Origin of the sequence: Acuticoccus sediminis, from assembly GCF_003258595.1 — a bacterium.
Lineage (GTDB): Bacteria > Pseudomonadota > Alphaproteobacteria > Rhizobiales > Amorphaceae > Acuticoccus > Acuticoccus sediminis.
This window is the reverse complement of record NZ_QHHQ01000004.1, coordinates 242,341-267,396: the sequence shown is the minus strand read 5'-3', so window position 1 is coordinate 267,396 and position 25,056 is coordinate 242,341. Positions and strand designations below refer to the sequence as shown.

The 25,056-nt window shown below is 69.9% G+C and carries 17 protein-coding genes and 1 riboswitch; of the genes, 12 read left to right on the top strand and 5 right to left on the bottom strand.

The features are described from left to right. The first annotated feature begins 2 nt into the window (after window positions 1-2). Window positions 3-2,183, top strand: coding sequence for an aldehyde oxidoreductase molybdenum-binding subunit PaoC (gene paoC / locus DLJ53_RS19375; RefSeq protein ID WP_111348271.1), 2,181 nt, complete (start codon window positions 3-5; stop codon window positions 2,181-2,183). Window positions 2,184-2,309: 126 nt separating this feature from the next. Here the strand turns inward: paoC and DLJ53_RS19370 are convergent, their stop codons facing one another. Further along, window positions 2,310-9,368, bottom strand: a complete 7,059-nt coding sequence (locus DLJ53_RS19370; protein WP_111348269.1) for a hypothetical protein — start codon at window positions 9,366-9,368, stop codon at window positions 2,310-2,312. A gap of 107 nt (window positions 9,369-9,475) precedes the next feature. Between DLJ53_RS19370 and DLJ53_RS19365 the strand changes: the two genes are divergently transcribed. After that, window positions 9,476-10,420: a LysR substrate-binding domain-containing protein gene (locus tag DLJ53_RS19365; RefSeq protein WP_111348267.1), complete on the top strand. Its 945-nt coding sequence runs from the start codon at window positions 9,476-9,478 to the stop codon at window positions 10,418-10,420. Window positions 10,421-10,618: 198 nt separating this feature from the next. Here DLJ53_RS19365 and DLJ53_RS19360 read toward each other — a convergent pair whose 3' ends face one another. Continuing rightward, a complete protein-coding gene (locus tag DLJ53_RS19360; RefSeq protein WP_111348265.1) occupies window positions 10,619-10,966 on the bottom strand; it encodes a hypothetical protein in 348 nt (115 codons plus the stop codon). Beyond that, window positions 10,963-11,652: a helix-turn-helix transcriptional regulator gene (locus tag DLJ53_RS19355; RefSeq protein WP_111348263.1), complete on the bottom strand. Its 690-nt coding sequence runs from the start codon at window positions 11,650-11,652 to the stop codon at window positions 10,963-10,965. Before DLJ53_RS19355 ends, DLJ53_RS19360 begins: the two co-directional genes overlap by 4 nt. A 458-nt stretch (window positions 11,653-12,110) precedes the next feature. Here DLJ53_RS19355 and DLJ53_RS19350 point away from each other — a divergent pair, with 458 nt between their 5' ends. From DLJ53_RS19350 to DLJ53_RS19320, 8 genes are all read left to right on the top strand, one after another. Then, window positions 12,111-12,458: a DUF2946 family protein gene (locus DLJ53_RS19350; RefSeq protein ID WP_111348261.1), complete on the top strand. Its 348-nt coding sequence runs from the start codon at window positions 12,111-12,113 to the stop codon at window positions 12,456-12,458. A gap of 70 nt (window positions 12,459-12,528) precedes the next feature. Then, a complete protein-coding gene (locus DLJ53_RS19345) occupies window positions 12,529-13,599 on the top strand; it encodes a DUF1775 domain-containing protein (protein ID WP_111348259.1) in 1,071 nt (356 codons plus the stop codon). Window positions 13,600-13,700: 101 nt separating this feature from the next. After that, window positions 13,701-13,898: riboswitch (cobalamin riboswitch) on the top strand. Window positions 13,899-14,019: 121 nt separating this feature from the next. Beyond that, window positions 14,020-15,951, top strand: a complete 1,932-nt coding sequence (locus DLJ53_RS19340; protein ID WP_111349072.1) for a TonB-dependent receptor plug domain-containing protein — start codon at window positions 14,020-14,022, stop codon at window positions 15,949-15,951. Further along, window positions 15,951-16,811, top strand: a complete 861-nt coding sequence (locus DLJ53_RS19335) for an ABC transporter substrate-binding protein (protein ID WP_111348257.1) — start codon at window positions 15,951-15,953, stop codon at window positions 16,809-16,811. The genes DLJ53_RS19340 and DLJ53_RS19335 overlap by 1 nt, the downstream gene beginning before the upstream one ends. Next, complete coding sequence (locus DLJ53_RS19330; protein WP_111348255.1) at window positions 16,808-17,794, top strand: FecCD family ABC transporter permease; 987 nt, start codon at window positions 16,808-16,810, stop codon at window positions 17,792-17,794. Before DLJ53_RS19335 ends, DLJ53_RS19330 begins: the two co-directional genes overlap by 4 nt. Next, window positions 17,791-18,573, top strand: coding sequence for an ABC transporter ATP-binding protein (locus DLJ53_RS19325; RefSeq protein WP_111348253.1), 783 nt, complete (start codon window positions 17,791-17,793; stop codon window positions 18,571-18,573). The genes DLJ53_RS19330 and DLJ53_RS19325 overlap by 4 nt, the downstream gene beginning before the upstream one ends. Before the next feature lie 264 nt (window positions 18,574-18,837). Continuing rightward, a complete protein-coding gene (locus DLJ53_RS35595) occupies window positions 18,838-19,005 on the top strand; it encodes a hypothetical protein (protein WP_202913243.1) in 168 nt (55 codons plus the stop codon). 48 nt (window positions 19,006-19,053) lie between these two features. Further along, on the top strand, window positions 19,054-19,572 hold the full coding sequence (locus DLJ53_RS19320; RefSeq protein ID WP_111348251.1) for a Dps family protein: 519 nt from the start codon (window positions 19,054-19,056) through the stop codon (window positions 19,570-19,572). 275 nt (window positions 19,573-19,847) lie between these two features. On the opposite strand, the gene DLJ53_RS19315 is transcribed toward DLJ53_RS19320, so the two are convergent. Both DLJ53_RS19315 and DLJ53_RS19310 read right to left on the bottom strand, forming a co-directional pair. After that, window positions 19,848-20,714 carry a helix-turn-helix transcriptional regulator gene (locus DLJ53_RS19315; protein ID WP_202913242.1) on the bottom strand — a complete coding sequence of 289 codons (867 nt, stop codon included), beginning with the start codon at window positions 20,712-20,714 and terminating at the stop codon, window positions 19,848-19,850. Window positions 20,715-21,067: 353 nt separating this feature from the next. Continuing rightward, window positions 21,068-22,687, bottom strand: coding sequence for an AMP-binding protein (locus DLJ53_RS19310; RefSeq protein ID WP_111348249.1), 1,620 nt, complete (start codon window positions 22,685-22,687; stop codon window positions 21,068-21,070). Window positions 22,688-23,110: 423 nt separating this feature from the next. Between DLJ53_RS19310 and DLJ53_RS19305 the strand changes: the two genes are divergently transcribed. Continuing rightward, window positions 23,111-23,842, top strand: a complete 732-nt coding sequence (locus tag DLJ53_RS19305) for an SDR family oxidoreductase (RefSeq protein ID WP_111348247.1) — start codon at window positions 23,111-23,113, stop codon at window positions 23,840-23,842. Window positions 23,843-23,972: 130 nt separating this feature from the next. Next, a complete protein-coding gene (locus tag DLJ53_RS19300) occupies window positions 23,973-24,911 on the top strand; it encodes an acetamidase/formamidase family protein (RefSeq protein WP_111348245.1) in 939 nt (312 codons plus the stop codon). Window positions 24,912-25,056 lie beyond the last annotated feature (145 nt).

Genomic DNA, 25,056 nt, shown 5'->3' with positions numbered 1-25,056 from the left:
CGATGGAATTCAGAGAGCCCGCAGGCAACAACATCTTCGACAACGCGCGGATCGTCGGCAAGGCGCATCCCCGGATCGACGGCCCGCTGAAGGTCTCCGGAACCGCGCCCTACGCCTACGAGCGGCACGACGTCGTCGACGGGCAGCTCTACGGCTACCCCGTCGGCGCGGCGATCCCGAAAGGACGCGTCACGGCGATCGACGCGGAGGCCGCGCGCGCTGCTCCCGGTGTCCACGCGGTGGTGACGACGCTCGAGATCGAGCCGCTCGGCATCTGGGACTACAACGTCGCCCGCCTGTTCGGCGGCGACGTGGTCGAGCACTACCACCAGGCGATCGCCGTCGTGGTCGCCGACACGTTCGAGCAGGCGCGCGCCGCGGCGGCGCTCGTGAGCGCCACCTACGAGGCGGAGGAGGCCGACGTCGACCTCGACGCCGCCTTCGACCGGCTCCTCGGCACCGGCGAGCCCTCCACCATGGTGGGCGACGTCGAGACGGCCTTCGCCGAGGCGGCGGTGACGCTCGACGAGATGTACCGCACCCCGTCGCAGACCCACGCGATGATGGAGCCGCACGCCTCCATCGTGGACTGGTCGGACGGCGGGCAGATGACGATCTGGACCTCGAACCAGATGATCAACTGGAACCGTCAGGCGCTGGCGACGACGTTCGGGATCGACATCGACAGGATCCGCGTCGAGAGCCCCTATATCGGCGGTGGCTTCGGCGGCAAGCTGTGGCTGCGGGCGGACGAGGTGCTCGGCGCGCTCGGCTCGCGCGCGGCGGGGCGGCCGGTGAAGATCGCGCTGCCGCGCCCGTTCATGATCAACAACACGACCCACCGTTCCGGCACCGTCCAGCGCATCCGCCTCGCGGCGGACGCGGACGGGCGTCTGACGGCGATCGACCACGAGGCCGCCTCGCACACGCTTCCGGGCGGCCGCGGCGAGGACGCGACGGCGCAGACGCCGTACTTCTACGCCGCCCCGAACCGCCGCGTGATCCACCACCTCGTGGACATGAACCTCCCCGAAGCGTCGGACATGCGCGCCCCGGGCGAGACGTCTGGCCTCATGGCGCTCGAGATCGCCATGGACGAGATGGCCGAGAAGCTCGGGATGGACCCGGTCGAGTTCCGCAAGGTCAACGACACCCAGGTCGATCCGTCCGACCCCGACGTGCCGTTCTCCGACCGTCACTTCGTCGAGTGCCTCGACACGGGAGCCGAGGCGTTCGGCTGGGCCGGGCGCAACACCGCTCCGGGCGCCACGCGCGACGGGATGTGGCTGATCGGGCACGGCATGGCCGGTGCCTACCGGGGCAGTCCGACGCTCGACTCCGGCGCGCGGGTAAGGCTCTCCGGCGGCCGCCTCACGGTCGAGACCGACATGACCGACATCGGCACCGGCGCGTACACGATCATCGCCCAGACGGCGGCCGAGACGATGGGCCTGCCGCTGGAGGCGGTGGAGGTGAAGCTCGGCAACAGCGCCTACCCGGTGTCCTCCGGCTCGGGCGGCCAGTTCGGCGCGTCGAGTTCCACCGCCGGCACCTACGCCGCGTGCGTGGCGTTGCAGCGGATGATCTGCGAACGGCTCGGCGTCGACGAGGCCCGGTTCGAGGACGGCCGCGTGCTCGCCGAGGAGATCGACCGGCCGCTGTCCGAGATCTCCAACGAGGAGCTCGTCGCCGAGGACACGATGACGTTCGGCGACTTCAAGGGCGACTACGTGCTCGCCACCTTCGGCGCGCACTTCGTCGAGGTGGGCGTCCACGTCGGCACCGGCGAGATCCGCGTGCGGCGGATGCTGGCGGTGTGCGACTCGGGCCGCATCCTGAACCCCGTCACCGCCCGCAGCCAGGTGATCGGCGCCATGGTGATGGGCCTCGGCGGGGCACTGTCGGAGGAGCTGGCGGTGGACACGGGCCGGGCCTTCTTCGTCAACCACGACCTCGCCGGCTACGAGGTCGCCGTCCACGCCGACGTCGGCGCGCAGGAGGTGATCTTCCTCGACACGCTCGACCCCGTGTCGACGCCGCTGAAGGCGAAGGGCATCGGCGAGCTCGGCCTGTGCGGCGTCGCCGCGGCGATCGCCAACGCCGCCTACAACGCCACCGGCATCCGCGTTCGGGACTATCCCGTCACGCTCGACAAGATGCTGGACCGCCTCCCGGCGATCTGACGCCGGCGCCGACCCGTCTCCGGCAGCGGTGGCGGGTCCAACGCAAGACGCCGAGCCGACAGCGTGTCGGCTCGGCGTCTTCGTTTCAGGGGAAGGGCCGGGCAGGGGGCCCGGCCGGCCGTAGTGTCAGAGGATCGCGAAGTCGCCCCACTGGGAGATGCTGCCGATGAGGGTGACATCGTCGCCGTGGAAGAGCACCGGTCCCTCGTCGCCCGCATCGTTGAGGCGCAGGACGTCGTCCTCCAGCGTCACCGTCCCGTCGTCGCCGATCGCGATCACGCCGCCGTCGTTTTCGGCCACGTTGCGGCGCACGTCGCTCTCCGCCAGAACGATCATGGGGTCGTCGCCGCCGAACACGACGCCACCGCTGTCGCCGGCGGAATTGCGCTGGAGCGTGCTGCCGGTGACCGAGAGGTCGAGCACCGCGCCTTCCGTCTCGCCGATGGCGAAGACGCCGCCGTTGTCGCCCGCGCTGTTGCGCACCGCGTAGAGGCCGGAGGCGTCGATGTCCGCCTCGCCGCCCGCGACGTAGAGGACACCGCCGTCACGCTGGCCGGCGATCGCCCGGTTCCAGGTGAAGTCCGCGTCGGAGAGGCTCGCGTCGAGGCCGTCGCCGAAGGCGAACACGCCGCCGTTGGAGATCGCCTTGTTGCGCGCGAACTCGCCCCCTTCGACGGTGAGGCTGGCGCCGTCGCCCGCCGACACCACGCCCCCTTCGCCCCAGGCGATGTTGGCCGTCGCCTCGATGTCGACGAACCTCACCACCGCATCGTCGCCGAGCGCGAAGACACCGCCGTCGCCGCTCGACGTGTTGCCGTCGAACACCGCGCCCTCCACCGAGAGGGTCGCGCCGTCTCCAGCCACGATGACGCCGCCATGGCCGATGCCGCGATTGTCGGTGTACTCGCCGCCGACGATCGTGATCACCGCGTTGTCGCCCATCGCGATCGCGCCGCCGTCCGAGTAGGCGGTGCTGCCCGTCATCTCGACGCCCTCGAGCGTCAGCGCGACGTCGTCGCCGGCGAGGATGGAGCCCCCGTCAGCGTCCGAGACCGGCCGCATGACGATCCGCCCGTCCTCGAGGGTGAGGTCTGAGAGTTCCACGCTGGTCCCGTCGCCGATCTCGAAAATGCGGCCGGTGCGGTTGGCGTCGATGGTGACGTCCGCGCCGTCGATTGTCACGTCGTCGGTGATGCCGAGGACGCCGCCGCGCAGCGACATGGTGCCGCCGGCCAGCGCCTCGTCGAAGACGATCGTGTCGGCGCCGTCGCTCTCGTTGGCGAGCAGGATCGCCTCGCGCAGCGAGGTGAGCCCGTCGTCGGCCACGCGGTCGCGCAGGGTGTCGACGACGATCGCGTCCGCCTCCTGCTCCGAGAGGTCGATGATCGCCACGTTGTCGAACGTCGCGCCCGCCGCCCCCCAGGCGTAGACGCCCGCCGAGCCCGCTTCGGCGTACCGCGCCTCGAGGTCGTAGGCGAAGATCTCGTGACCGTCGACGGTGACCTGCATCGCCCCGTCGACGCTCTCGGCGGAGAGGTGGAAGGTCTCCCCCGGCGTGTAGGTGGTGCGCACGCGGCCGACGAAGCTCTCGTAGCCGTCGACCACCTCGACCAGCGTCGTGAGGTTGGCGTGGGCGTCGATCTCGAGCTTGTAGTAGTTGTCCGCGTCCACGTAGTTCAGCATGAAGCCGACGCCGCCCTCGGCGGTGGGGACGGTGATGTCCGCCTCGATCGCGTAGTCCTCGAGCTGGGTGTCGCCGTCGTAGAGGGCGTAGGTGCCCTTGTGGAGGGCGAAGACGCCGTCACCCTGCGGCGACCAGCCCCGCTCCCAGACGTCGGAGGCGTTCGCCGTGCCGTTCCAGGTCAGCTCCCGGCTGTAGGAGCCCTCCTGCTCCACGAGAGCGCCGTCGACGACCGCCCAGTCCGCCGAACCCGTCGCCGCGTTGCCCTCGCCGTCGAACTCGGTGGTGTCGACGATCGTCCAGCCGTCCATCGTGCCGTCGTCGAAGGTCTCGGCGACGATGATCCGGTCCCCTGTGACGACGTCCACCGTCATCGTGTCGACGGTCTCGCCGACCGTCACCTCGACCGTGGTCTCGCCGGCGGCGAACCGCGTTTCGAGGCGGTCGCCGGTGACGCTCCCGGCTCCCGCGCCGATCACCGGTGTGGCGCCGGTCGACATGGACGCGTCGACCGTGACGGCCTCGAACCCGTCGCCGTCGAAGTCGACGACGCGAATGTCGGCGCCCGTGTCGGCCTCGTCCGTCGGGGCACGCACGGTGATGTCGTCGAACAGCGAGCCGTCGTTGTCCGAGGAGTAGACGCCGACCGTTCCGGCACCCAGCGGAGCGGCGTCCGTCACGCGGCCGCCGAAGAGCTGCACGCCGTCGAGGGACACACCGATCTCGCCGTCGACCGCGACGACCTTGAGCTCGATGTCGTCGTAGAACCCGTAGCCGCCGGTCTCCTCGGCGATGACGGTCTCCTCGCTGCCCTCGACGCGGACCAGGCGGCGGACGTTCTCGCCGCTGTCCATCTCGAAGCGGTAATGGTCGCCGCTCGCCTCGTCGTAGCGGAAGACGACGCCCATGGTCCCGTCCGACAGCGACAGCAGTGTCGCCTCGAGGACCATGTCGCCGATCATCTCGCCCTGGCGGATGAACGTGTTGTCCGGCGTGTCGGAGAGGTCGTAGAGCGTGCCCTCGACGCCTTCCAGCCCCGGCGTGTCCCTGCGGGAGTTGGCCGAGCCCTTCACGTCGAACGGTGTGCTGAGCGCCGTGATGTCGGCGAGTTCCAGCTCTGCCGGGCCGAAGTCCCTGCTGTCGAACGAGCCGTCGAAGCTCCACTGCGTGCTGTAGCCGGCCAGCGTGTCGACCGGTCCGTCCGCGTCCACGCCGCCGAGGGCGGCGATCTGGTCGGCCGTCGCCGCGCCGTCGATGAAGGTGAACGCGCTCAGCGACAGGTCGGAGGTCTCGCCGTCGTTGTCGGCGAGGATGTAGAAGCCGTCTTCGGCGTCGAACTGCCAGCGCGATCCGTCGGCGACGTCGCCGTCGACCACCTGCGTGCCGACCAGCTCGCCGTTGATGTACTTCGACATCACGTGCTCGCCGTTCACGACGCTCAGCGTGACCGCGACGCGGTTCCAGGCGTCGTACTCGAACGCGCCCTCGTAGACGGCGGAGATGCCGACGCCGCCGGTCCCGTTGCCGTTGTTCCTGATGAACAGTTCGGCGTCGCTGCTGTTCGCGAGGTCGGTCTGGAACAGCGAGGTGTAGGAGCCCTGGCCGTCGGCGACGTAGAGGTCGTAGACGAGCGTGTACTCGTTGATGGCGCCGATGACGCCCTCGGCCGACACCCTGATCGCCTGGGAGGAGGCGAGCGCCTCGATGCTGACGATGCTGCCGTCCGTGCCGTCCTCGATCGCCGGCAGGCCGAGTTCGGCCTCGGTGCCGAAGGTGGCGAGGTTGCCCGGGTCGCCGACCGACGGGTCGTACCAGCCCTCGGCATCGCCGTCGTTGAAGTTGTCGCTGAAGTACGTCGCGTCGGTCTCGACGATGACGCGCGTCGTGTCGGTGGAGGAGACACCGTGCGCGGTCTCCACCGTCAGCGTGATGTCGTGGACGCCGCCCCGGAGCGCGACCGTCGCCTCCGGACCCTCGGCGACGACGTTGCCGTCCGCGTCGGTCCAGACGTAGGCGCTGATGTCGTCCTGCTGGTCGACGGTGAAGGCGGCCGAAAGGGTCACCTCGGCGGTCGTCTCGCCCGCCGCGGCGCGCACGATCTGGTCGTCGCCGGCCTTCGCGACGGTCTCCGCGTCGCGCTGGCCGATCCCCGCGTCCTCGATGGTCTCCTCGTGGCCCACGTACGACCCGGTGAGGCCGTCGCGGTTCATCTCCTCGGTCTCGCGCGAGCCGGTGAGGTAGGTGTCGAGCTCGGTGAGGTAGGTCTCGGTGTAGATCGCGTCGTTCTCGGGATCGATCGTCACCAGGCGGATGGCGCCGTTGCCGCCGTTGGCCCCGTCCTCCGCGCTGCCGTCGCCGGTGATCTCCGTCGAGACGCCGTTCTGGTAGTTCACCAGCATCTGGTAGACGTCGTAGCCGAAGGCGTTCCGGTCGATCGTGGTCTCACCGCCGTCGCCGAAGACGTGGCCGCCGAAGGTGAACACCACGTTCGAGTGACGGGAGACGACGTCGCGCCACAGCGTCTCGCCGTCCCAGGCGCCCTCGTCGCTGTTCTGCAGACCGTAGTCGTAGCCGGCGGGCTCGGCCTCCACTTCGTCGCCGATCGCGTCGAGGCGGCCGTCGAAGTTGTTCGAGGCGTGCTCGATGACGATGGCGTTGCGGTCCGCGTGCTCGGTCAGGACGTCGTCCGCCCACCGCAGCACGTCGTCGCGCGGTCCGAACTCGAGGTTCAGGATGATCCAGTCGGTGCCGTCGGGCGCGGTGTAGAGGTGGTAGTTGTTGTCGGCCGACGTCGCGTCCTGGTCGTAGTTGCCGCCGTAGGTCGGGTCGGCGGACATGTACTCGACGGAGAAGTACTCGCGCATGTAGTCCGTGTCGCGGACGTCCGACGAGCCGTTGTTGCCGATGTCGTGGTTGCCGGAGACGACGGAGAAGGAGATGCCGGCGTCACGCAGGATGTCGTAGGCGTCGCGCGCGATCTGCCACTCCGCCTCCGTGTTGTTGTTGACGATGTCGCCGACGCTCGAGACGAACTCGATCGACTTGCCGTCCGCGTTCTGCGCGAGCCACTGCATCATGTGGCCCATCGTCTCCGGCTGGCCCTTGCCGGTGGTCGGATAGTCCTGCGTGTCGGGGATGATCGCGAAGGTGTAGGCGTTCTCGCCGGCGACGCGCACGCGCACGTTGTCGGTGAGCGCCGTGCCGTTCTCGGTGATCGCGGTGACGACGAGGTCGGAGTGGTCGAGCGTCTCGCCGAAATCGAGCGACAGGACGCCGTCCTCGATGGTCGCCGTGACGACGTCGCCGTTGCTGTTGGTCACCGCGAAGTCGTGGGCGCCCTCGCCGAAGACGTCGGTGAGGTCGTAGGCGACGGTCTCGGCGTCCGGCGTCACCAGGAGGTCGGCGATCGGGTTGCGCACCGTCTCGCGGTCGACGACGTCGGCGTCGGCGAAGCCGAACTCGACGGTGGCGTCGCCGCGGTCGAAGCCGACCTGCATCGGCGCTTCGTCGTCGAATTCGACCGGGCCGATCTGTGCCGCATCGCCGATCAGCTCGATGTTGTCCGCGCCGGTCTCGAGGAGCTCTCCGGATGGGCCGTTCGGATCGCTGGTCTCGATGTCGAGATTGACGATGTCCATCGCGGTCGAATTGGCGCCGGTGGCACCCGAGAAGCCGAACACGGCCTCCTCGCCGACGACCGCCGCGAGGTCCACCTCCTGGCTGATGATCGGCTCGACCGGCTTTTCGGCGTCCGCGGCCTCGGCGAGGTAGACCGACAGCGTGGTGCCGTCATACTCGACCCACGCGCTGTGGATGGCTCCGTTGTCCATGCCGTAGGGCAGGCGCGCGCTGGTGACGACCGTGTCGTCGATGGAGTCGGTTCCGACCGCGATGCGCACGACGTTGGAGCCGCTCTCGCCGCCGTTGGCGTAGAAGTCGAAGATCACCGAAACGGTCGGGATCGGGGCGTCGCTGGAGCTTGGGATGCCGATGGAGCCGCCGCTTCCCTCGAGGTAGCCGTCCACGCTGTCCGCGCCGTCGATGCGGAACGCGAAGCCGTCGCCGCTGTAGCCCGACGCGTTGGTGGCGCGGAACTGGAACGAGGCGTCGAAGGTGAGACCGTCGGTCTGGGCCGCCTCGCTGGTGTGGAAGGCGCCCGACTTGCTGGACACCTCGGGCACGAGGCGCACGACGTTGGTGGGCAGCTCGCCGTCGCCGTCGAGCCTGGCCTCGAACGGCCCGTCGGCGTCCACGGTGCCGAGCGTCGCGATCTCCGCCGCCGGCAGGACCAGCGGGGAGAGGCCGAAGTGGGCGAGGGCGCCGGTGCCGGACTGGCCCAGCTCGTCGCCCAGGAGGACGATCGCGTCGTCGGTATCGAGCGTGAAGTCGCCGGTGTCGACCGTCTGCGTCCCGACGAGGACGCCGTCGATGTACTTCGACAGGACCGACGTTCCGTCGCCCCGGTCCTCGACCGAGACCGCGATGCGCGTCCAGGTGTCGGCGGCGATCGTGCCGTCGTACTGGCCGTCGACGCCGATCCCCTGGCCAAGGTCGGCCAGGACGTTGGCGCGGCCGATGCTGCCGCCGCGCAGCAGCGTCGTCGCCTCGTCCGAGGAGGCGTCGAGGTAGATGTCCCAGACGGCCGTGTAGCTCGTCAGATCGCCCGCGTCGGCCGGCACCGAGACCTTCAGGCCCTCGCCGCGCGTGTAGCTGTCGAAGGCGAGGACCGCGGTGTCCTCGCCGCCCGGCATCGGCAGGCCCAGCTCCGAGGCGAGGCCGATGACGCTGTCACCGATCGCGACCGGCTCGCCTTCGGCCGTCAGCCCTTCGAGGTCGACGGCCGCGTCGCCGTAGCGCGGCGCGACGTCGGCGCCGGCAAAGTCGATCTCGACGGCGCTTTCGGATGGGGCCCCGGTCAGGAAGCCTTCCGCGTCCGCCGTCGCACCCGCCGCCAGCAGCGCGTCGAGGTCGGACAGGTCCGAGGAGAAGAAGACGCCGGAGACCGATAGCGGCGCGGTCTCGCCGTCGTTGTCGGTGAAGAGGGTGAGCCCCAGAGCCGGGGAGATGTCGAAGCGGTCGCTGGTGCCGATCGACTGCGTGCCGACGTGCTCGCCGTCGACGTACTTCTCCAGCACCGTCTCGCCGTCCACCTCGGTGACGGCGACGACGATGCGCGTCCACGTATCGAACTCGACCGCGCCGTCATACTGGCCGGAGATCCCGACACCCAGCGCGCCGGCGCCGTTGTCGTGCAGGAAGAGGTCGCCGTCCGCGCTGTCCGCGCCCGCCTGGGCGAGGCCGATGTAGCTCGCGCTCGTCACCGGGACATAAAGGTCGATGCCGAGGACCCAGGTGCTGACCGTCGCTTCTGACGGGCGGATGCGCAGCGACTGGTCGGCCGGCAGGGCGTCGGCCTTCAGGATGTCGGCGACGTCGCCGTTGATGCCGGGGACGGAGAGCTCGCTCGTCGTGCCCAGCACGACGCCATTGTACACGCGCGCCATGAAACGCCTCCTTCTGCTCTTCCGAGCGGTGCTTAACGGAGGCGACAATTGACATTTTGGCTGTTAGGACAAATCGATTATCTTTCGTCATCATATAGGCTGAGACTATGAATTTCGCGCAGATCCGCGCCTTCTATTACGTCTTTCGGGAAGGCGGGGTCGGTCGCGCGGCGCACATGCTGAACGTTTCGCAGCCCACGATTTCGCAGCATCTGAAGGCGCTGGAGGCGGAAGCCGACGTGCGCCTCTTCGAGCGGCGCGGGCGCGGTCTGGTGTTGACTGCCGATGGCGCGCAGGTCTTCGCCGCGGTGGAGCGGATGATGCGCGCGGCCGCCGACGTGGAGGACGCGCTCGCGAACGAAGGGAGCCTCGACGGCGGGCATCTGCGCGTCGTCTCCGACTCGCCGCCGCTCTCGGTCCGGCTCCTCAAGCGCTTCCGGGATCGTCATCGAAATGTCGCCGTGTCGATCACCGTCGCGTCGAAGGCGACCATCATGGCCCGCCTCGAGGATGGCGAGGCGGATGTCGGCATCACCGTCGAGCCGACCCTCGGCGTCGACTTCATCGGCCTGCCGCTTCAGAGCGAGGGTCTTGCCCTCTGCGTCTGGCGCGACCACCCGCTGACGCGGATGCGCCACGTCGGCGTCGGCGTGCTGGAAGACGAGGTGCTGCTCATGCGTGAGGCGAGCTCGCGCACCCGCGGCCTCGTGGAGCAGGCGCTGGCGCAGCTCGGCATCAGTCCGCGCGAGACCGTCGAGATCGGCGACCGCGAGGCGCTGCGCGAGGCGGTGGCGGCCAAGATCGGCGTGACGGCATTTGCCATGTCGGAGTGTCCGCCGGACCCGCGGCTGCACTACCTGCCGATCCATCAGGCGGAGATGAGCCTCGTCCTCCACGAGCACCTCGTGTTCCGCAAGCGCATCCGGGCGCGGCCGGAGGTCGCCGCGTTCATCGAGATCGCGCGCGAGTACGGCGCGGCGGGGATGGCCCGGGACGGACGCGTCCTGCCACGCCGGACGGGGCGCGGGCAGGAGCCGGGCAACGCGTCCTAGACCGCGGCGAGGGGCTGGCGGCGGCGGTCGGAGCACCGGGCCACGGGGCCGGGCGGATGAATGGAGGGGCAGCTGTCCGTCCGGCGCTGCGGCCGGCAGACGATCGGCAGGGCAAGGTCGCGCCGCCCGATCCGGGACGGTCCGGTCAGGCGGGAGGAGACCAGCGTCGCATCCCACACCGGCTCGTGGCCACCGCACTTACGGCACATCGGACGGCCGCTTCGTCAGGAGCTCCGCGGCCTGCGCGCCTCGCCCGGTCTCGATGACCCGCCGCAGCAGGTCCATGGCGTCGCGCATCCCACGCTGTTCCGCCGAGGATTGCACGACGAGCCACGGCGACGGCACGGCACACGGCGCAATGGCCGGCACCTCCGGAGGGAGCGCGGCACTTGTGCTCCAGCCCAAGGGGGCGGGGCCGGCCGGCTCACCGCCGGGCCGGGGCGGACGCGGCAGCTCGCACAGGAAGACGAGCCGCCCGCAGTCGTCGTGCCCCGTCAGCCCGCCGGTCTCGTCGAGCCACGGCTGTTCGTCGCGGTCCCCGCTCACCGGCCGGTCTCCGAGAGATCGTCCTCGCGCACCGGCCATTCGCCGGTCCGCGCGTCCGCGAACGCGCCGTTCAGGAGGGCGACGAGCTGCGCCTGGCTCGATGTTCCGGTCTTCAGGTAGATCGACTTCAGGTACTGGCGTACCGTGGTCGAGCGCAGCGCGAACCGTTTCGCGATGGCGTTGATCGACAGGCCGGCGAGGAGGCCGAGGGCGATGTCCGCCTCCCGCTGCGTGACCGAGAAGGTGTCCATCAGCGCCGCCGTGGTCCACGGCGCCGGGACGAGCGGGCGGACGATGAGGCCGTGCCGTTCCGCTCCGTCCGGGTCGGGAAAGGTCTCGACCACCAGCATCGCCTGCACGTCGCCGATCACGACGTTGCAGCGCACGCCCCGCGCCTGCGACTCGGCCAGATCCGCGAGGCGCCGCTCGACGGCCGCGCCGACCGGCCGCACGCCGTCCGGACCGCCGTAGGCGAAGAGGCCGGTGGCGATCAGGCGCCGTGCCGACGCCGCGTCGCACTGCAGCAGGCCGCGCATCAGACGGGCCACGATGGACCCGCATCGGCCCGGTGTGCCCGGGGCGAGCCCGGTGGCGCCGCGCGCGCCGGTCCCGTCGTCGAGACCATCATATCCGGGGACTGCGACGGCGACGAAGTCTGCCTTCTGGGGAAAGGGGATCACGTTCATAGCCTGTCCTCCCAAGTCGGAGGTCGGACGACAGTCGGTGTCTCCCGAGGGCGGCACACGCATCGTCAGCGCTCCATCTGGACAATCTGAATGCCAGGGAACGTTAGGCCCGGGTGGCGCAATGCAGCGTGACACAACCGTGAATCACGCGCATACGATTTAAAATTATTGCGTCAGAATCAGCATTTTCGATCGATTTTAGAACTTCGACGTGATTTTTCGTGCCGACGGTTGCGCTTCGTGACCCATTCCGCGCCCGTGAGCCGGGTCGATGATGGGCCATACTATCTCTCGCACCGCTTCGTCCGCCGACCCACTCCCATAGGGGGCTTCCGGGCCGGTGCGGGAAAAACGTGAACGGGCGGCAGGGCGTGTCGGAACGCAGCGGAGACAGTGCGGAGCAAAGCTGTTAGGGGTTCCGCGCGATGGGGCAGCGGCATGACATAGCGGCGGACCGGATGTCGGTCCCGGCGGCGTTTCGGGCGCTTCGGCGGCCGCTCGTCACGCTCTGCGCCGTCCTGCTGTTCGCGAACGTGTGGATCCCGGCCTTCAGCGTCGGGGTGCTGTCGCCGGGGCTGATCTGTCACGGCGCCGGCCCCGTCACGCCGGATGCCGGCGGCAAGACCACCGGTCCCCGGTTCCAGAGCTGCTGCTTCTCCGCCGTCGTCGCCTTGATGCCGGAGGCGGTGCCGACGCTGACCGTCCGCGCCGCTCCCGGCACGCAGCAGCCGTCACGCCTCGTCGCCGCGGTCACGGGACCGGCCGCGCCGCATGCCTTCCGCATCCGGGCTCCACCGATCTCCTGAGACACGACTGCACGTCGTCCGGACCGCACCGCGGCGTCCGGCAAATTGCTCGTTTCCTCAGGAGAAAACCATGTCCAACACCCGCATTCTGGGCGGGGCGACGGCGCTCGCCGCGCTCCTCGCCACGACACTGCCTGCGCTCTCCCACGCCACGTTCGAGATCGGCGAAGCGCCGGCCAACTCGACCTACAAGGCGGTCCTGCGTGTTCCGCACGGCTGCGACGGCCAGCCCACCAACACCGTCTCCGTCCGCATCCCGGAGGGCTTCATCGACGTGAAGCCGATGCCGAAGGCCGGCTGGACGCTGTCGACGAAGACGTCCGACTACGCCAGAACCTACGATCTGTGGGGCAGCGACGTCTCGTCGGGCGTCACCGAAGTGGTGTGGAGCGGCGGCGATCTGCCGGACGAGTACTACGACGAGTTCGTCTTCCGCGGCCGCATCACGGGCTTCGAGGCCGGTACCGTGCTGCCCTTCAAGGTCGTGCAGGAGTGCCCCGACGGGCAGGTCGCCTGGGTCAACGTCGCCGCGCCGGGCGAGGACGCGCACGACATCGACCACCCCGCGCCGACGGTCACCATCGCGGCGTCCGACGCGCCCGCGCCCGCGCACGGCCATGGTCAGGGTCATGCTCACGGCGAGCAGGCGGCGGCCGTGCCCGCGACGCTCGACATCGAGACCGTATGGATGCGCCAGCCGCCTCCGGGGGCGTCGGTCGCCGGCGGCTACCTCACCGTGACCAACACCGGCGACACCGACGACACGCTCCTCGGCGGAACCATCGGCTTCGCCAGGACCGTCGAGGTGCACGAGATGGCGGTCACCAACGGGGTGATGACGATGCAGGAGGTCGAAGGCGGCCTCGTCATACCGGCAGGCGAGACCGTGACGCTGGCGCCGGGCGGCTACCACCTCATGATGCTGGGCCTCTCCGGTGCGCCCAAGGCCGGCGAAACGGTGCCGATCACGCTCCGGTTCGAGCATGCCGGCCCCGTGGAGCTCATGATGGAGGTCGCACCCATCGGCGCCACCAAGCCGGCCGGCGGCGGTCACGGCGGCATGAACCACGGTGAAATGAAGCACGGTGAAATGAAGCACGGCGGAATGGATCATGAGGGGATGAACCACACCGCCAAATAGCGGCAATGGCCGGGCGGCGCCCGGTCCTCCATGGCGGACGTGGCCGAAGTGTCACGTCCGTTGCGCAACGCGTTCAGATCGTTGCGCCCCCGGATCAAGTATGTGACCTTCCGCGCGACGGTTCCTTCCGAGGATCAAAAGGGAACGCAGTGATGGCTTTGGCCGGACTCTGCGGCTGCCCCCGCAACTGTGAGCGGTGACGTCTCCGTCGACATGCCACTGGGCCGGTCAGGTCTGGGAAGGCGACGCGAGACGGACGACCCGCGAGCCAGGAGACCTGCCGTCGCATAGCGGTCACGCGCGGGATCGTCGGACGGGGTGTGTCGACGGGAGATGATCGGTGCGGACGTTCGCCAGGCGGCGGGGTCCGGACGGCCTTCGATCGCGGTGACGTTTTGGTACGTGCCGCACGAGGTCCCGATGCGCCAACCCGTCTTCGGTTGTTCCAGCCGATTCGCTCTCCCGCTTGCCTGCGCCGCCGCGCTCGCCGCCATCCCGGCCCATGCCCCCGCTTATGCTCAGGACGGAACGTCCGGCGTGATCTCCCTCGAGGAGATCGTCGTGACGTCGAACCTCACCCCGACCGCCGAGCGCGCCGTCGGCAGCGCCGTCACCATCATCGACGAGACGGAGCTGGAGGACCGCAAGGTCCGCGTCGTCGCCGACGTCCTGCGCACGGTCCCGGGCGTTACCGTCAACCGCACCGGCGTCGTCGGCAACCAGACGCAGCTCAGGATCCGCGGCGCGGAGAGCAACCAGACCCTCGTCATGATCGACGGCATCGAGGTCAACGATCCGTCGGGCGGGTCGGAGTTCGATTTCGCGCACCTCCTCACGCAGGGCGTCGCCCGCATCGAGGTCCTGCGCGGTCCGCAAAGCGCGCTCTACGGGTCGGACGCCATCGGCGGCGTCGTCAACATCGTCACCCGGCGCGCCGACGGGACCCCGACGGCATCCGGCTTCTTCGAGGGGGGGACGCGCGCAACCGCCTCCGGCGGGCTCTCGGCCGGCGGCAGCGTCGGCAAGTTCGACTACTTCGCCTCGTTCGGCGGGCTCCGCACGGAGGGCTTCTCCAGCGCCGCCGAGTGGAAAGGCAACCACGAGAAGGACGGCTACGAGAACGTCACCGCCTTCGGCAAGATCGGCTTCCAGCCCATCGAGGCGCTGCGGTTCGACGCCGTCGGCAGGCTCACCTCCTACAGCGCCGAGAGCGACGACTTCATCGGCGGGATCGGCCCGGTGGACGGGGACGGAAGCTCGGAGGGCCTGCAGCTCTTCGGCCGCGCCCAGGCCCGGCTCGACCTCTGGGACGGACGCTGGCGCCACACCGCGGGCGTCGCCCGCTCCCGGTTCGACAACGACTATCTGGACGGCGGCATCGTCACGAGTTCCTACCTCGGCACCCGCACCAAGTTCGACTACCAGTCGGACCTCTCGCTCGAGACGCCGGCCGCGTCGGCCACGCACGATCTCACGTTCCGCCTGGAGCACCAGATCGACGCGGCGGAGGTGGACGGCTACTCCACGTTCGACCGGTCCGTCGGCGAGACGAGCGTGGTAGGCCAGTACCGCCTCGGCGTCTGGGACCGGCTGTTCCTGACCGGGAGCCTGCGCCACGACGTCAACGAGCTGTTCGACGACGCCACCACCTACCGCCTCACCGCCGCCTACAACATAGACGAGACCGGCACGAAACTGCGGGCGAGCTACGGCACCGGCGTCAAGAACCCGACGCTCTTCGAGCTCTACGGCTACACCGATACCTACCACGGCAACCCCGACCTGAAGCCGGAGGAGGCGGCCGGCTGGGACGTCGGCATCGACCAGTGGCTCTGGCGCGAGCGGCTGATGGTCCAGGCGACCTACTTCAACCAGCGCATCACCGACCTCATCCAGGGGAGCGGCGAGACGTCGGTGAACGTCGCCGGCACCTCCGAGATCCACGGCGTGGAGCTCGCGGTCGCCGCGACGCCCGTCGAGGGACTCACGCTCCGGGGGAGCTACACCTACACCGACGGCGAGGACGCGCGCGGTGTGCGCCTGACGCGCCGGCCGATGCATCAGGCGAGCCTCGACGCGAACTACCGCTTCTGGCAGGAGCGGGCGAACGTGAACATCGAGCTTCTCTACACCGGTGAGCAGACGGACCTGTTCTACAATGCCGATTACTCGACGCGGGTCGTCGACCTCGACCCCTATGTCGTCGTCAACGCGGCCGCGTCGTGGGACATCAACGAGAACGCGCAGGTCTATGGCCGTGTCGAGAACCTCTTCAACACCCGCTACGAGCAGGCATACGGCTACGGCAGCCCCGGCTTCAGCGCCGTCGCCGGCCTGAGGCTCTCGTTCTGATGCGCCGCCCGCTCGCCATCGCCGTCCTCTGCGCCCTGGCGCTGCCCCACGGGGCGCGGTCCGACGAGGCGGTGGACGCGGCGGAGGGCGGGCGCCGGATCGTGTCGCTGAACCTTTGCGCCGACGAGCTGCTGATGCGACTGGTGCCGGACGAGGTCGCCTCGGTCACATGGTTCGGGAAGGACCACGCCGCTTCCACTGTCGCCGCGAAGGCGGCCGCGATCCCCGCCAACCACGGCCTCGCGGAGGAGGCGGTCGCCTTCGACCCGGACCTCGTCGTCGCCGGGCGCTACACCGCGCAGGCGGCGGTGTCGTTCCTGGAGCGCATCGGCGTCGACGTCTTCGTCATGGACGTGCCGGCGACGCTCGACGAGGCGCGCCGGTCGATCCTCGACCTCGCCGACCGCCTCGGCGTGCCGGAGCGCGGGGCGGCGCTGGTCGGCGAGATGGACGAGGCCATGGCGCCGCTCCAGGCGGATATCGGGCGCCCCCGCGCCCTGGTCCTCAACCCGAACGGCTTCACCGCCGGCGCGCACTCCATCGCCGGAGAGCTCATCGCCCGCGCCGGCCTCGACAACTCCGCGCAGGACCTCGGCGTCTCCGGTTACGGCGCGGTGCCGCTGGAGACGGTCATCCTCGGCGACGTCGACGTCCTCATCGTGGACGCCGAGCCCGAGGCGCTGCCGTCCCTCGCGACCGACATCCTGCGCCATCCGGCGCTGCGCGACATGCAGCGGCGGATCGTGACGGCGAGGGTCCCCGCGCGCCTCTGGACCTGCGCCGGCCCGCAGATGGGGGACGTGGTGACGATCCTCGCCGAGGCGGCCCGCCGCGCGCGGGCCATGAGGGCGGTCCGATGACGGGGAGGGGCCTCCTCGCCGGGCTGGCCGGCCTGACGCTGGCGCTCGCCGCGCTCTCCACGGCGGTGGGCTATGCCTCGCTCGATATCGGGGCGGCGTTCGGCGACTGGTTCGCCGGGCGGGAGAGCCTCGGCCGGATCGTCCTCGTCGAGCTGCGCCTGCCGCGCGCGGTGATGGGCGTTCTGGTCGGCTTCAGCCTCGGCATCGTCGGTGCGGCGATGCAGGGGCTGCTGCGCAACCCGCTCGCCGATCCCGGTATCATCGGCGTCTCGGCCGCCGCGGCACTCGGGGCCGTGGCGACGTTCTACTCCGGACTCGCGGCCACCTTCGCGCTGGCGCTCCCGCTGGGCGGCATCGGCGGCGCCTTTCTCGGCACGCTCGCCATCTACGCCCTCGCCGGGCGGCGGACCGGGACCACCGGGCTGATCCTGGCCGGCGTCGCGCTGTCCAGCCTCTGCGGCGCGCTGACCTCGCTGGCGCTCAACCTGTCGCCCAATCCCTACGCAGCGCTCGAAATCATCTACTGGCTGATGGGTTCGCTCGCGGACCGGAGCTGGCAGCATGTCGCGCTAGCGGCTCCGCTGATGGCGGCCGGCTGGTTCGTGACGATGCGCGCCGCCTCCGGGCTCGACGCGCTCACCCTCGGTGAGGCGACGGCCGAGAGCCTCGGCTTTCGGATGCGGTCGCTGCGGCTCAAGGTCATCGCCGGCGCGGCGCTGGCCGTGGGGAGCGCGGTGGCGGTCTCCGGCGCCATCGGCTTCGTCGGGCTGGTGGCGCCGCACGTGATGCGGCCGCTGGTGGGGCATCGTCCGGGCCGGCTCCTCCTCGTCAGCGGCCTCGCAGGCGCCGCGCTCACCGTGGGGGCCGACATCGCCGTGCGCCTCCTCCCGATGCGTCCGGAGCTGAAGCTCGGCGTGGTGACGGCGCTCATCGGCGCGCCGTTCCTGCTGGCCCTCATCCTGCGCCTCCGGAGACCGGCATGACGCTCGAAGCGCGGGACGTCGACGTCGTCAGGGGTGGACGCGCGGTCCTCTCCGGCGTGAACCTCACCCTCCGGCCGGGCGAATTCGTCGGGCTGATCGGCCCGAATGGCGCCGGCAAGTCCTCCCTCGTGGAGGTGCTGGCCGGTCTCGCCCGGCCGGCCCGGGGCGTGGTCGCGATCGACGGGCGCCCGCTGTGTGCGCTGCGGCCGCGCATGCTGGCGCGCACCGTCGCCTACCTTGCCCAGGGCGCGACGATCGACTGGCCGATCCGTGTGGCCGAGGTGGTCGCCCTCGGCCGCCTGCCGCATGGCGAACGGGCCGGGGCGGTGAGCGCTGCCGTCGATCGGGCGATGGCGGCGGCGGACGTCCTCGCCCTCGCCGGGCGGCGGGCCGACGCGCTATCGGGCGGCGAACGCATGCGGGTGCTGCTGGCGCGGGCGCTGGCGGTGGAGGCGCCGTTCCTCTTCGCCGACGAGCCGCTCACCGCGCTCGACCCGTTCCACCAGCTTCACGCCATGGAACTGCTGCGCCGGACGGCGCGCGGCGGCGCCGCCGTCACCGTCGTCCTGCACGACCTCGCCCTCGCCACCCGCTTCTGCGACCGCGTCGTCCTGCTGTCGGACGGCGGCGTCGCCGCCGACGGCCCGCCGGAGACGGTGCTGACCGACGCGCGGATCGCCGCCGCCTATGGCGTCAGCGTCGTGCGCGGCGCGGTCGGCGACGAGCGCTACATCCTGCCCTGGGCGCCGACGCCGACGCCGACGACCGGCAAAGGCTGACTGCGGCAAAGGCTGACTGCGGCCAAGGCTGACTGCGGCCAAGGCGGGACGAGGAACATACGCAGGTATGGATTGTCCCGGCCCCTCGGAGACAACATTTATAACCCGTAGATGAAACATCGGGCGCCGCGTTCGCGGATGCGGGCGGCCCGATGGAGCGTCTTGCGGGTTCTCGGACCAGTGCTGCCTCGTCCGTATCTCAGTCGGGTGGAACCGGTGGTGCAGGGAACCGACACTTCATGCCCGGAAAGGGGAGTGGCTCCCATGGACGACAAGGTCCCACACGCAGTGCCGCGTCCGTCTTCGAACCCGGAACCGCCCGCCCGTGCTCCGGCCGCACCGTCAGCCGAAGACCAGCATAGCAGCGACCTCCTCGATGAAGCGCTCGACGAGACTTTTCCCGCGAGCGACCCCGTCGCGGTCGGCCACTGATCTCCCACGGCGCCGTGAGCTGCGGCGCCCAACAATGAGGACAGTTCCATGAGCACCCCGCAGCAGCGGCGTACCGCCCCGCTGACGACGCCGTCCAGCTTCTCCGCCGACGCGACGCGAGACCTCCAGGGCGCGCTCAATGCGCTTCTTGCCGACATCTTCGCGCTCGCCCTCAAGACGAAGAACTTTCACTGGCACGTCTCCGGTCCGCATTTCCGCGACTATCACCTCCTGTTCGACGATCAGGCCGGTCAGCTCTTCGCCACGACCGACGCGATCGCCGAGCGGGTGCGCAAGCTGGGCGGCACGACGCTTCGCTCGATCGGTCATATCGGCCGTCTCCAGCGGATCCAGGACAACGATGCGGACTACGTCACGCCGCTCGACATGCTGGCCGAGCTGAAGGAGGACAACTCCGAGCTGATCGCCCGGATGCGCGCGGTGCATGACCTCTGCGACGAGCACAGCGACGTCGCCACCGCCAGCCTCCTCGAAAACTACATCGACGAGGCCGAGGGCCGCGTCTGGTTCCTGTTCGAAGCCTCCCGCCGCAGCAACGAGACCTGAGCGTCCCGTTCCGATCCGATGGCAAGAAGGCGCCCGCCGTGACCCGGCGGGCGCCTTTTTTTGTGCTTCGCGGCCGAGACCTCGACAGCGCTCGTTCACCGTCGGCCGGTCCAACCGCAAACAGGCGAAACGCCCCGTCCGATTGGGTGACCAATGGGACGGGGCGTTTCGCCTCTTTGCGAGCCGCCCGGCTCGGGGGCCGGGCAACTCGGAGGGCACTCGTACCGGGGCCGGGGCCCGCGGCGCGGTCCGTGCCGGATCGAGCGGGCGGTGCGCTAGCTGCTCTGCGCGCAGCGCCAGCGGTAGGGCGTCTCCCCGGCGAAGCGGCGGAAGACGGTCGTGAAGTGCGACTGCGTCTGGAAGCCGACGGCGAAGGCGACCTGGGCGACGGGCTCGTCGGTGTCCTTCAGGAGGTCCATCGCCCGTTCGACCCGGCACTTCAGGAGGTATTCGTGCGGCCGGTGTCCGGTCGCGAGGCGGAACTGCGCGGCGAAGTACATGCGGCTGAGACCCGCCGCCGCGGCCATGTCGGCGAGGGTGACGGCCTCGGCGAGGTGCTCGTCGAGGTAGGCCTTCACGCGCTTCAGGCGCCATTTCGGCAGGCCGCCCGGCGTCGCCTCCGGGGCGGGCCGGGGTGCCGGCTCGGCAGCCGGGGCCCAGATCCGCGCCGCCGCCTTCTGGACGCTGAGGATGCGCACCAGCGTCGCCAGCCGCAGCGCGTCGGCGTAGAGGCCGGCGGACGGATCCTCGCTGCCGGCAGCCTCGTCGAGCGCGCCGGTGAGGCGGCGGACGATGGGGTCGTCGGCGAGCGCCTGCCGGTCGAACCCGCCGTCGAAATCGGCGCCGCCGAGCATCTCGCTCAGCGCCGGCGTGGCACGGCAGAGCTGGATCAGGACGGCCTCCCGGCCGCTCTCCGGGGCCGCGGCGGGACCGGCCGGCGGAGCGTCGGCGGAGATCGCGAGGTCGAGGCTCAGCTCGGCGAGGTGGACCGAGAGCGTGCTGCCCCGGTCGTCGCCCGGGTCGCCCGCGCCACTTGCGTGCGCCACGGGTTCGGCGTCGTCCAGCGACGCGCCGGAGAGGATCTCTGCGGCGTGGGGTTGGGGGGCGATGGGGTCGAACGCGTGCGAGAAGTGGAATGACATCGTCGGGCCCTCATGGGTTGTGCCAACTGGGCCGTCCACCGCGCTCGTCGCCTGGCGACGGTCGGCGGACCTGGGGTCCGTCCGGCGTCGCCGCGACACGCGGGATCAGGCCCCCTTAAGGTTCACCGAACAGGGCGCCGATCCCATTCTACGTGCGTTCAAAACAATGTATGTCCGTGTAGGATAAATATACCATGGTATGGTCGCAGTATTGGTGCGTTCCACCGGCGCCGGCGGCGGGCCCCCGCCCATCCGCGATCGGTCGAACCCGATACCGCGGCACCTTGCTGTCTGACGCCAGTGCGGGGCGGACGGCAGGCCTTGCCACCGTCCGGCCCCTGCGATGCGCGCACTCAGAGCCTGGCGCGGCGGATCCGGATGCCCGCAGCTTCGCGGTCGAAGGTGTCCGGGGTGACGCCGTCGCTCCGTAGCTCGTGCTTCTGCAGCTTGCCGGACGCGGTCTTCGGCAGCGCGTCCACCACCCGCACATAGCGCGGCACCATGTGGTGCGGAAGCCGCTCGGCGAGGTGGGCGATCAGCCCGGCCGGGTCGACGCTCGCGCCCGGCACCGCGACGACGATGGCGAGCACCTCGTCCTCGGTGACTTCGCTGGGCACCGCGACGGCGACCGCCTCCTGCACGTCCGGATGCGTCAGGATCTCGCTCTCCAGCTCGAACGAGGAAATGTTCTCGCCGCGCCGGCGGATCACGTCCTTCAGCCGGTCGACGAAGTAGAAGCGGCCGTCGGCCTCGCGGCGGAAGGCGTCGCCGGTGTGGAACCACCCGTTCCGCAGCGCGGCGGCCGTCGCCTCGGGGTTCCGGTAGTACCCCGAGAACAGCGCCCAGGGGCGGTGCGAACGCACCAGAAGCTCGCCCACGGTGCCGTCGGGAAGGGGGATGTCGTTCGCGTCGGCGATACGCAGCTCGAACGGCGGGCGGGGGAGGCCGGCAAGGCCAGGCGTCTCGATGCCCGGCCCGGCCACGAGCGGGCTCGAGATCTCGGTCATGTTGAAGACGGTGTGGAGCGCGACGCCGAACCGGTCGCGGAAGCGCGGCGCGTCCTCGCCGAACGGGACGATGAAGGCCTTCTTCAGCGGGTGGTCCCTGTCGGCCGGGGTCGCGGGCGCCTTCAGGAGGAAGCTCGCCATCACGCCGAGCAGCAGGACGACGGTCGAGCCGGTCTCGCGCACGGCGTCCCAGAAGTCGCCGGTGCGGAATTCGGGCACCATCGCCATCGTCCCGGCGCGGGCGAGCATCGTGTTGACGTAGAGCGTCGAGCCGCAATGGAAGATCGGGCCGCAGATCATGCACACGTCGTCCGCGGTGATGTCGTGCATCGCCTCCGGCCCCATCGTCCAGTGCTGGACGTAGGAGAAGAGGACGCCCTTCGCGTTACCGGTCGTGCCCGAGGTGTACATGATCGCCTGCGTGTCCCAGGGCGCGATGGGGCGGGCGAGCGGCACCTCGCCGGGATCGCCGCCCGGGTCGACCAGCGGGCGGACGGTGAGGCCCGGCACGGTGCCGGCGTCGCCCCCGAACGAGGGCGGGACGAGGACGGTCTCCAGCGAGCCGAGGTCGAGCCCCTCGAGCCGCGCGACGGCGCCCGGGTGGGACACCATCACCCTGGCATCGGCGTTGGTGAGGATATGCGACAGCGGACGGCCGCGCGCGGCGGTATTGACGGGAACGTAGACCGCGCCGAGCCAGTTTATGGCCCACCAGGTAACGAGCAGCTCCGGCCCGTTGTTCATGAAGGTGAGGACATGATCGCCCTGGGCGACGCCTGCGGCGGCAAGCGCCGCGGCCCGCCGCGAGACGCGCTCGCGCGTCTCGCGGTAGGTCCACGTCTCGCTGCGCCAGAAGCGCACGCAGTCGCGGTCTGGGTGGGTGTCGGCGGCAACGCTGAGCATCTCGCGCAGGACGCATTGGGACGGGGATGGGATGGAAGACGGCGAGACGCTGTCGGTCGGCATGGTCGGTGTCCGTGTCACGGCGGGGCAGGTGGCCCACACCGTGCCGCCTGAACGGGGACTTTGGCAATCGCATGGTGAAACGATGGTTCACATCGCCCGACCCGTCATGATAGCGACACATCCTCTGGGACGTTCGCGGCCGCCCGGTCGTATTGGAAAAGGACCGGAGGTCTGAAAGGCTTCGGAATCGACGCAGACGAAGATCCCACCCGCCATTTTCAAGCCAAAATGTTGACTATGTGGCGGAGTTTTGTGCCTATAACGATTCTTTATAACGTCTTCTTCAAAAGAATGTGTTCTGTTGGCAGAACTACCCATTTGCTTTGGTTCATCAGTGTGGTTGCATAATATCGTATGAAAGGTGGATGACCTGTAGACCGTTGGTGTCGTTCGTGGTTTATAATACCTATTGTGGAGGCAACCATGCGGCGCACGGCACTGATTACCGGCGGTTCCAGCGGTATCGGAGCCGCCATAGCCCGTCGCTTCGGGTACGATGGTATCCGCGTCCTCGTTCACTACCGCGGTGGGGAACAGGCTGCGGCGGGCGTGGTGTCGGACATCGAGGCGGCCGGGGGTGAGGCCTTCGCCGTCGAGGCCAACGTCGCTGACAGCCGCGCCGCGCCGGATCTCTTCGACCTCGCGGAAGCGCGGTTCGGGTCGGTCGACATCCTTGTCAACTGCGCCGGAATCCTCCAGGAGGCGCCGCTCGCCGAGGTGAGCGACGAGATGTTCGAGATGGTGCTCGCCGTCAATCTCTACGGCAGCTTCCACACCATGCGCGAAGCCGCGCGGCGGATGAAGCAGGGCGGCCGCATCGTCAACGTCTCCAGCAGCGAGCTGTCGCTGAACATGCCGGGCTATTCGAGCTACAACGCCACAAAGGGCGCCGTGGAGGCGATCACCCGCGTCCTCGCCAAGGAGCTCGGGCCGAAGGGCATCACGGTGAACGCCGTCGCCGTCGCCCCCGGCTCGGCCGAATGCGATTCGCATGTCGACCGGCGCGGTGGGATCCTGTGGCGGGGCTCCAACGACCGGGCCTATCGCCACTGCTACCCGGCGGACGACATCGTCGGCCTCGTCAAGTTCCTCGCCTCCGAGAAGGCGGGATGGATCCACGGACAGATCCTGCGCGCCCACGAAGCGGTGACCTGAACGGCCTCGCGTTCACATCGCCCGCCGGCAATCCATGTGCCGGATCCGCGCGGCAAAATTTTACAACCGGGTCAAACAACAGCGGCCGCCGATCGCGCTAGCATGGGATGGACTTTGCTAGGGAGAACCGATGTCCCGCCATCACACGCTGCCGGCCCTGCCGGAGAACATCCATTGGGGTCACCACGACGCGGCCCTGTCGCCGGTGCTGACCGTCGCCTCCGGTGACACCGTCGAACTGACGAGCTGGGCGGCCGGCGGACCCGACGCGCTGCCGGAGGACCGGAGCCTCGTCCAGCCCGGCCACCTCGCCGCGCTCCAGACCTGCGTGCGCGACGGGACGACCCACCTCCTGACCGGCCCGGTCTTCGTCGAGACCGCCGAGCCGGGGGACGTGCTCCAGATCGACATCCTCGACGTTACCGTTCACGACCGATGGGGGTTCGTGCAGATCGTGCCGCTGAAGGGCACGCTGCCGGACGAATTCGACGCCGTGACTCGGATCCACCCGTCCATCGACGCGGCGAAGGGCACGGCCCGGCTGCCCTGGGGGACCGAGATCCCGCTGGCGCCCTTCTTCGGCATCATGGCGGTCGCGCCGCCGCCGCACTGGGGCCGCATCCCCAGCATGCAGCCGCGCAAGTTCGGCGGGAACATGGACAACAAGGAGCTCGGCGCCGGCACGACGCTCTATCTCCCCGTCTTCACCGAGGGCGCGCTCTTCTCCGCCGGGGACGGGCACGCGGTGCAGGGTGACGGCGAGGTGTGCATCACCGCGCTGGAGACGGGGCTGACGGGCAACTTCCGCCTGACGGTGCGCAAGGACCTGTCCTATACCTACCCCTTCGCCGAGAACGCGTCGCACCTCATCAGCATCGGCCTCAACGAGGACCTCGACGAGGCGGCCCGGATCGCGCTGCGGCAGATGATCCTGCACGTCTGCGCGCGGACCAACCTCAGCCGGGAGGAGGCGTACATGCTCTGCTCGCTGCAGGCGGACCTGCGCGTGACGCAGACGGTCGACGGCGAGAAGGGCTGCCACATGATGATGCCCAAGGCCGCGCTCTGACCAGCGCCGCGCCGGCGATATCCGGATAGCGAAGCGGCGCCGCCTCGGACAAGGCGGCGCCGCGCTGTTTTCAGGACCCCGGGGTCGACGCCCGGGCGGGACCGGTCCGGTCCCCATGGCGGACCGCCGGGCCGCTGCGGCGCGG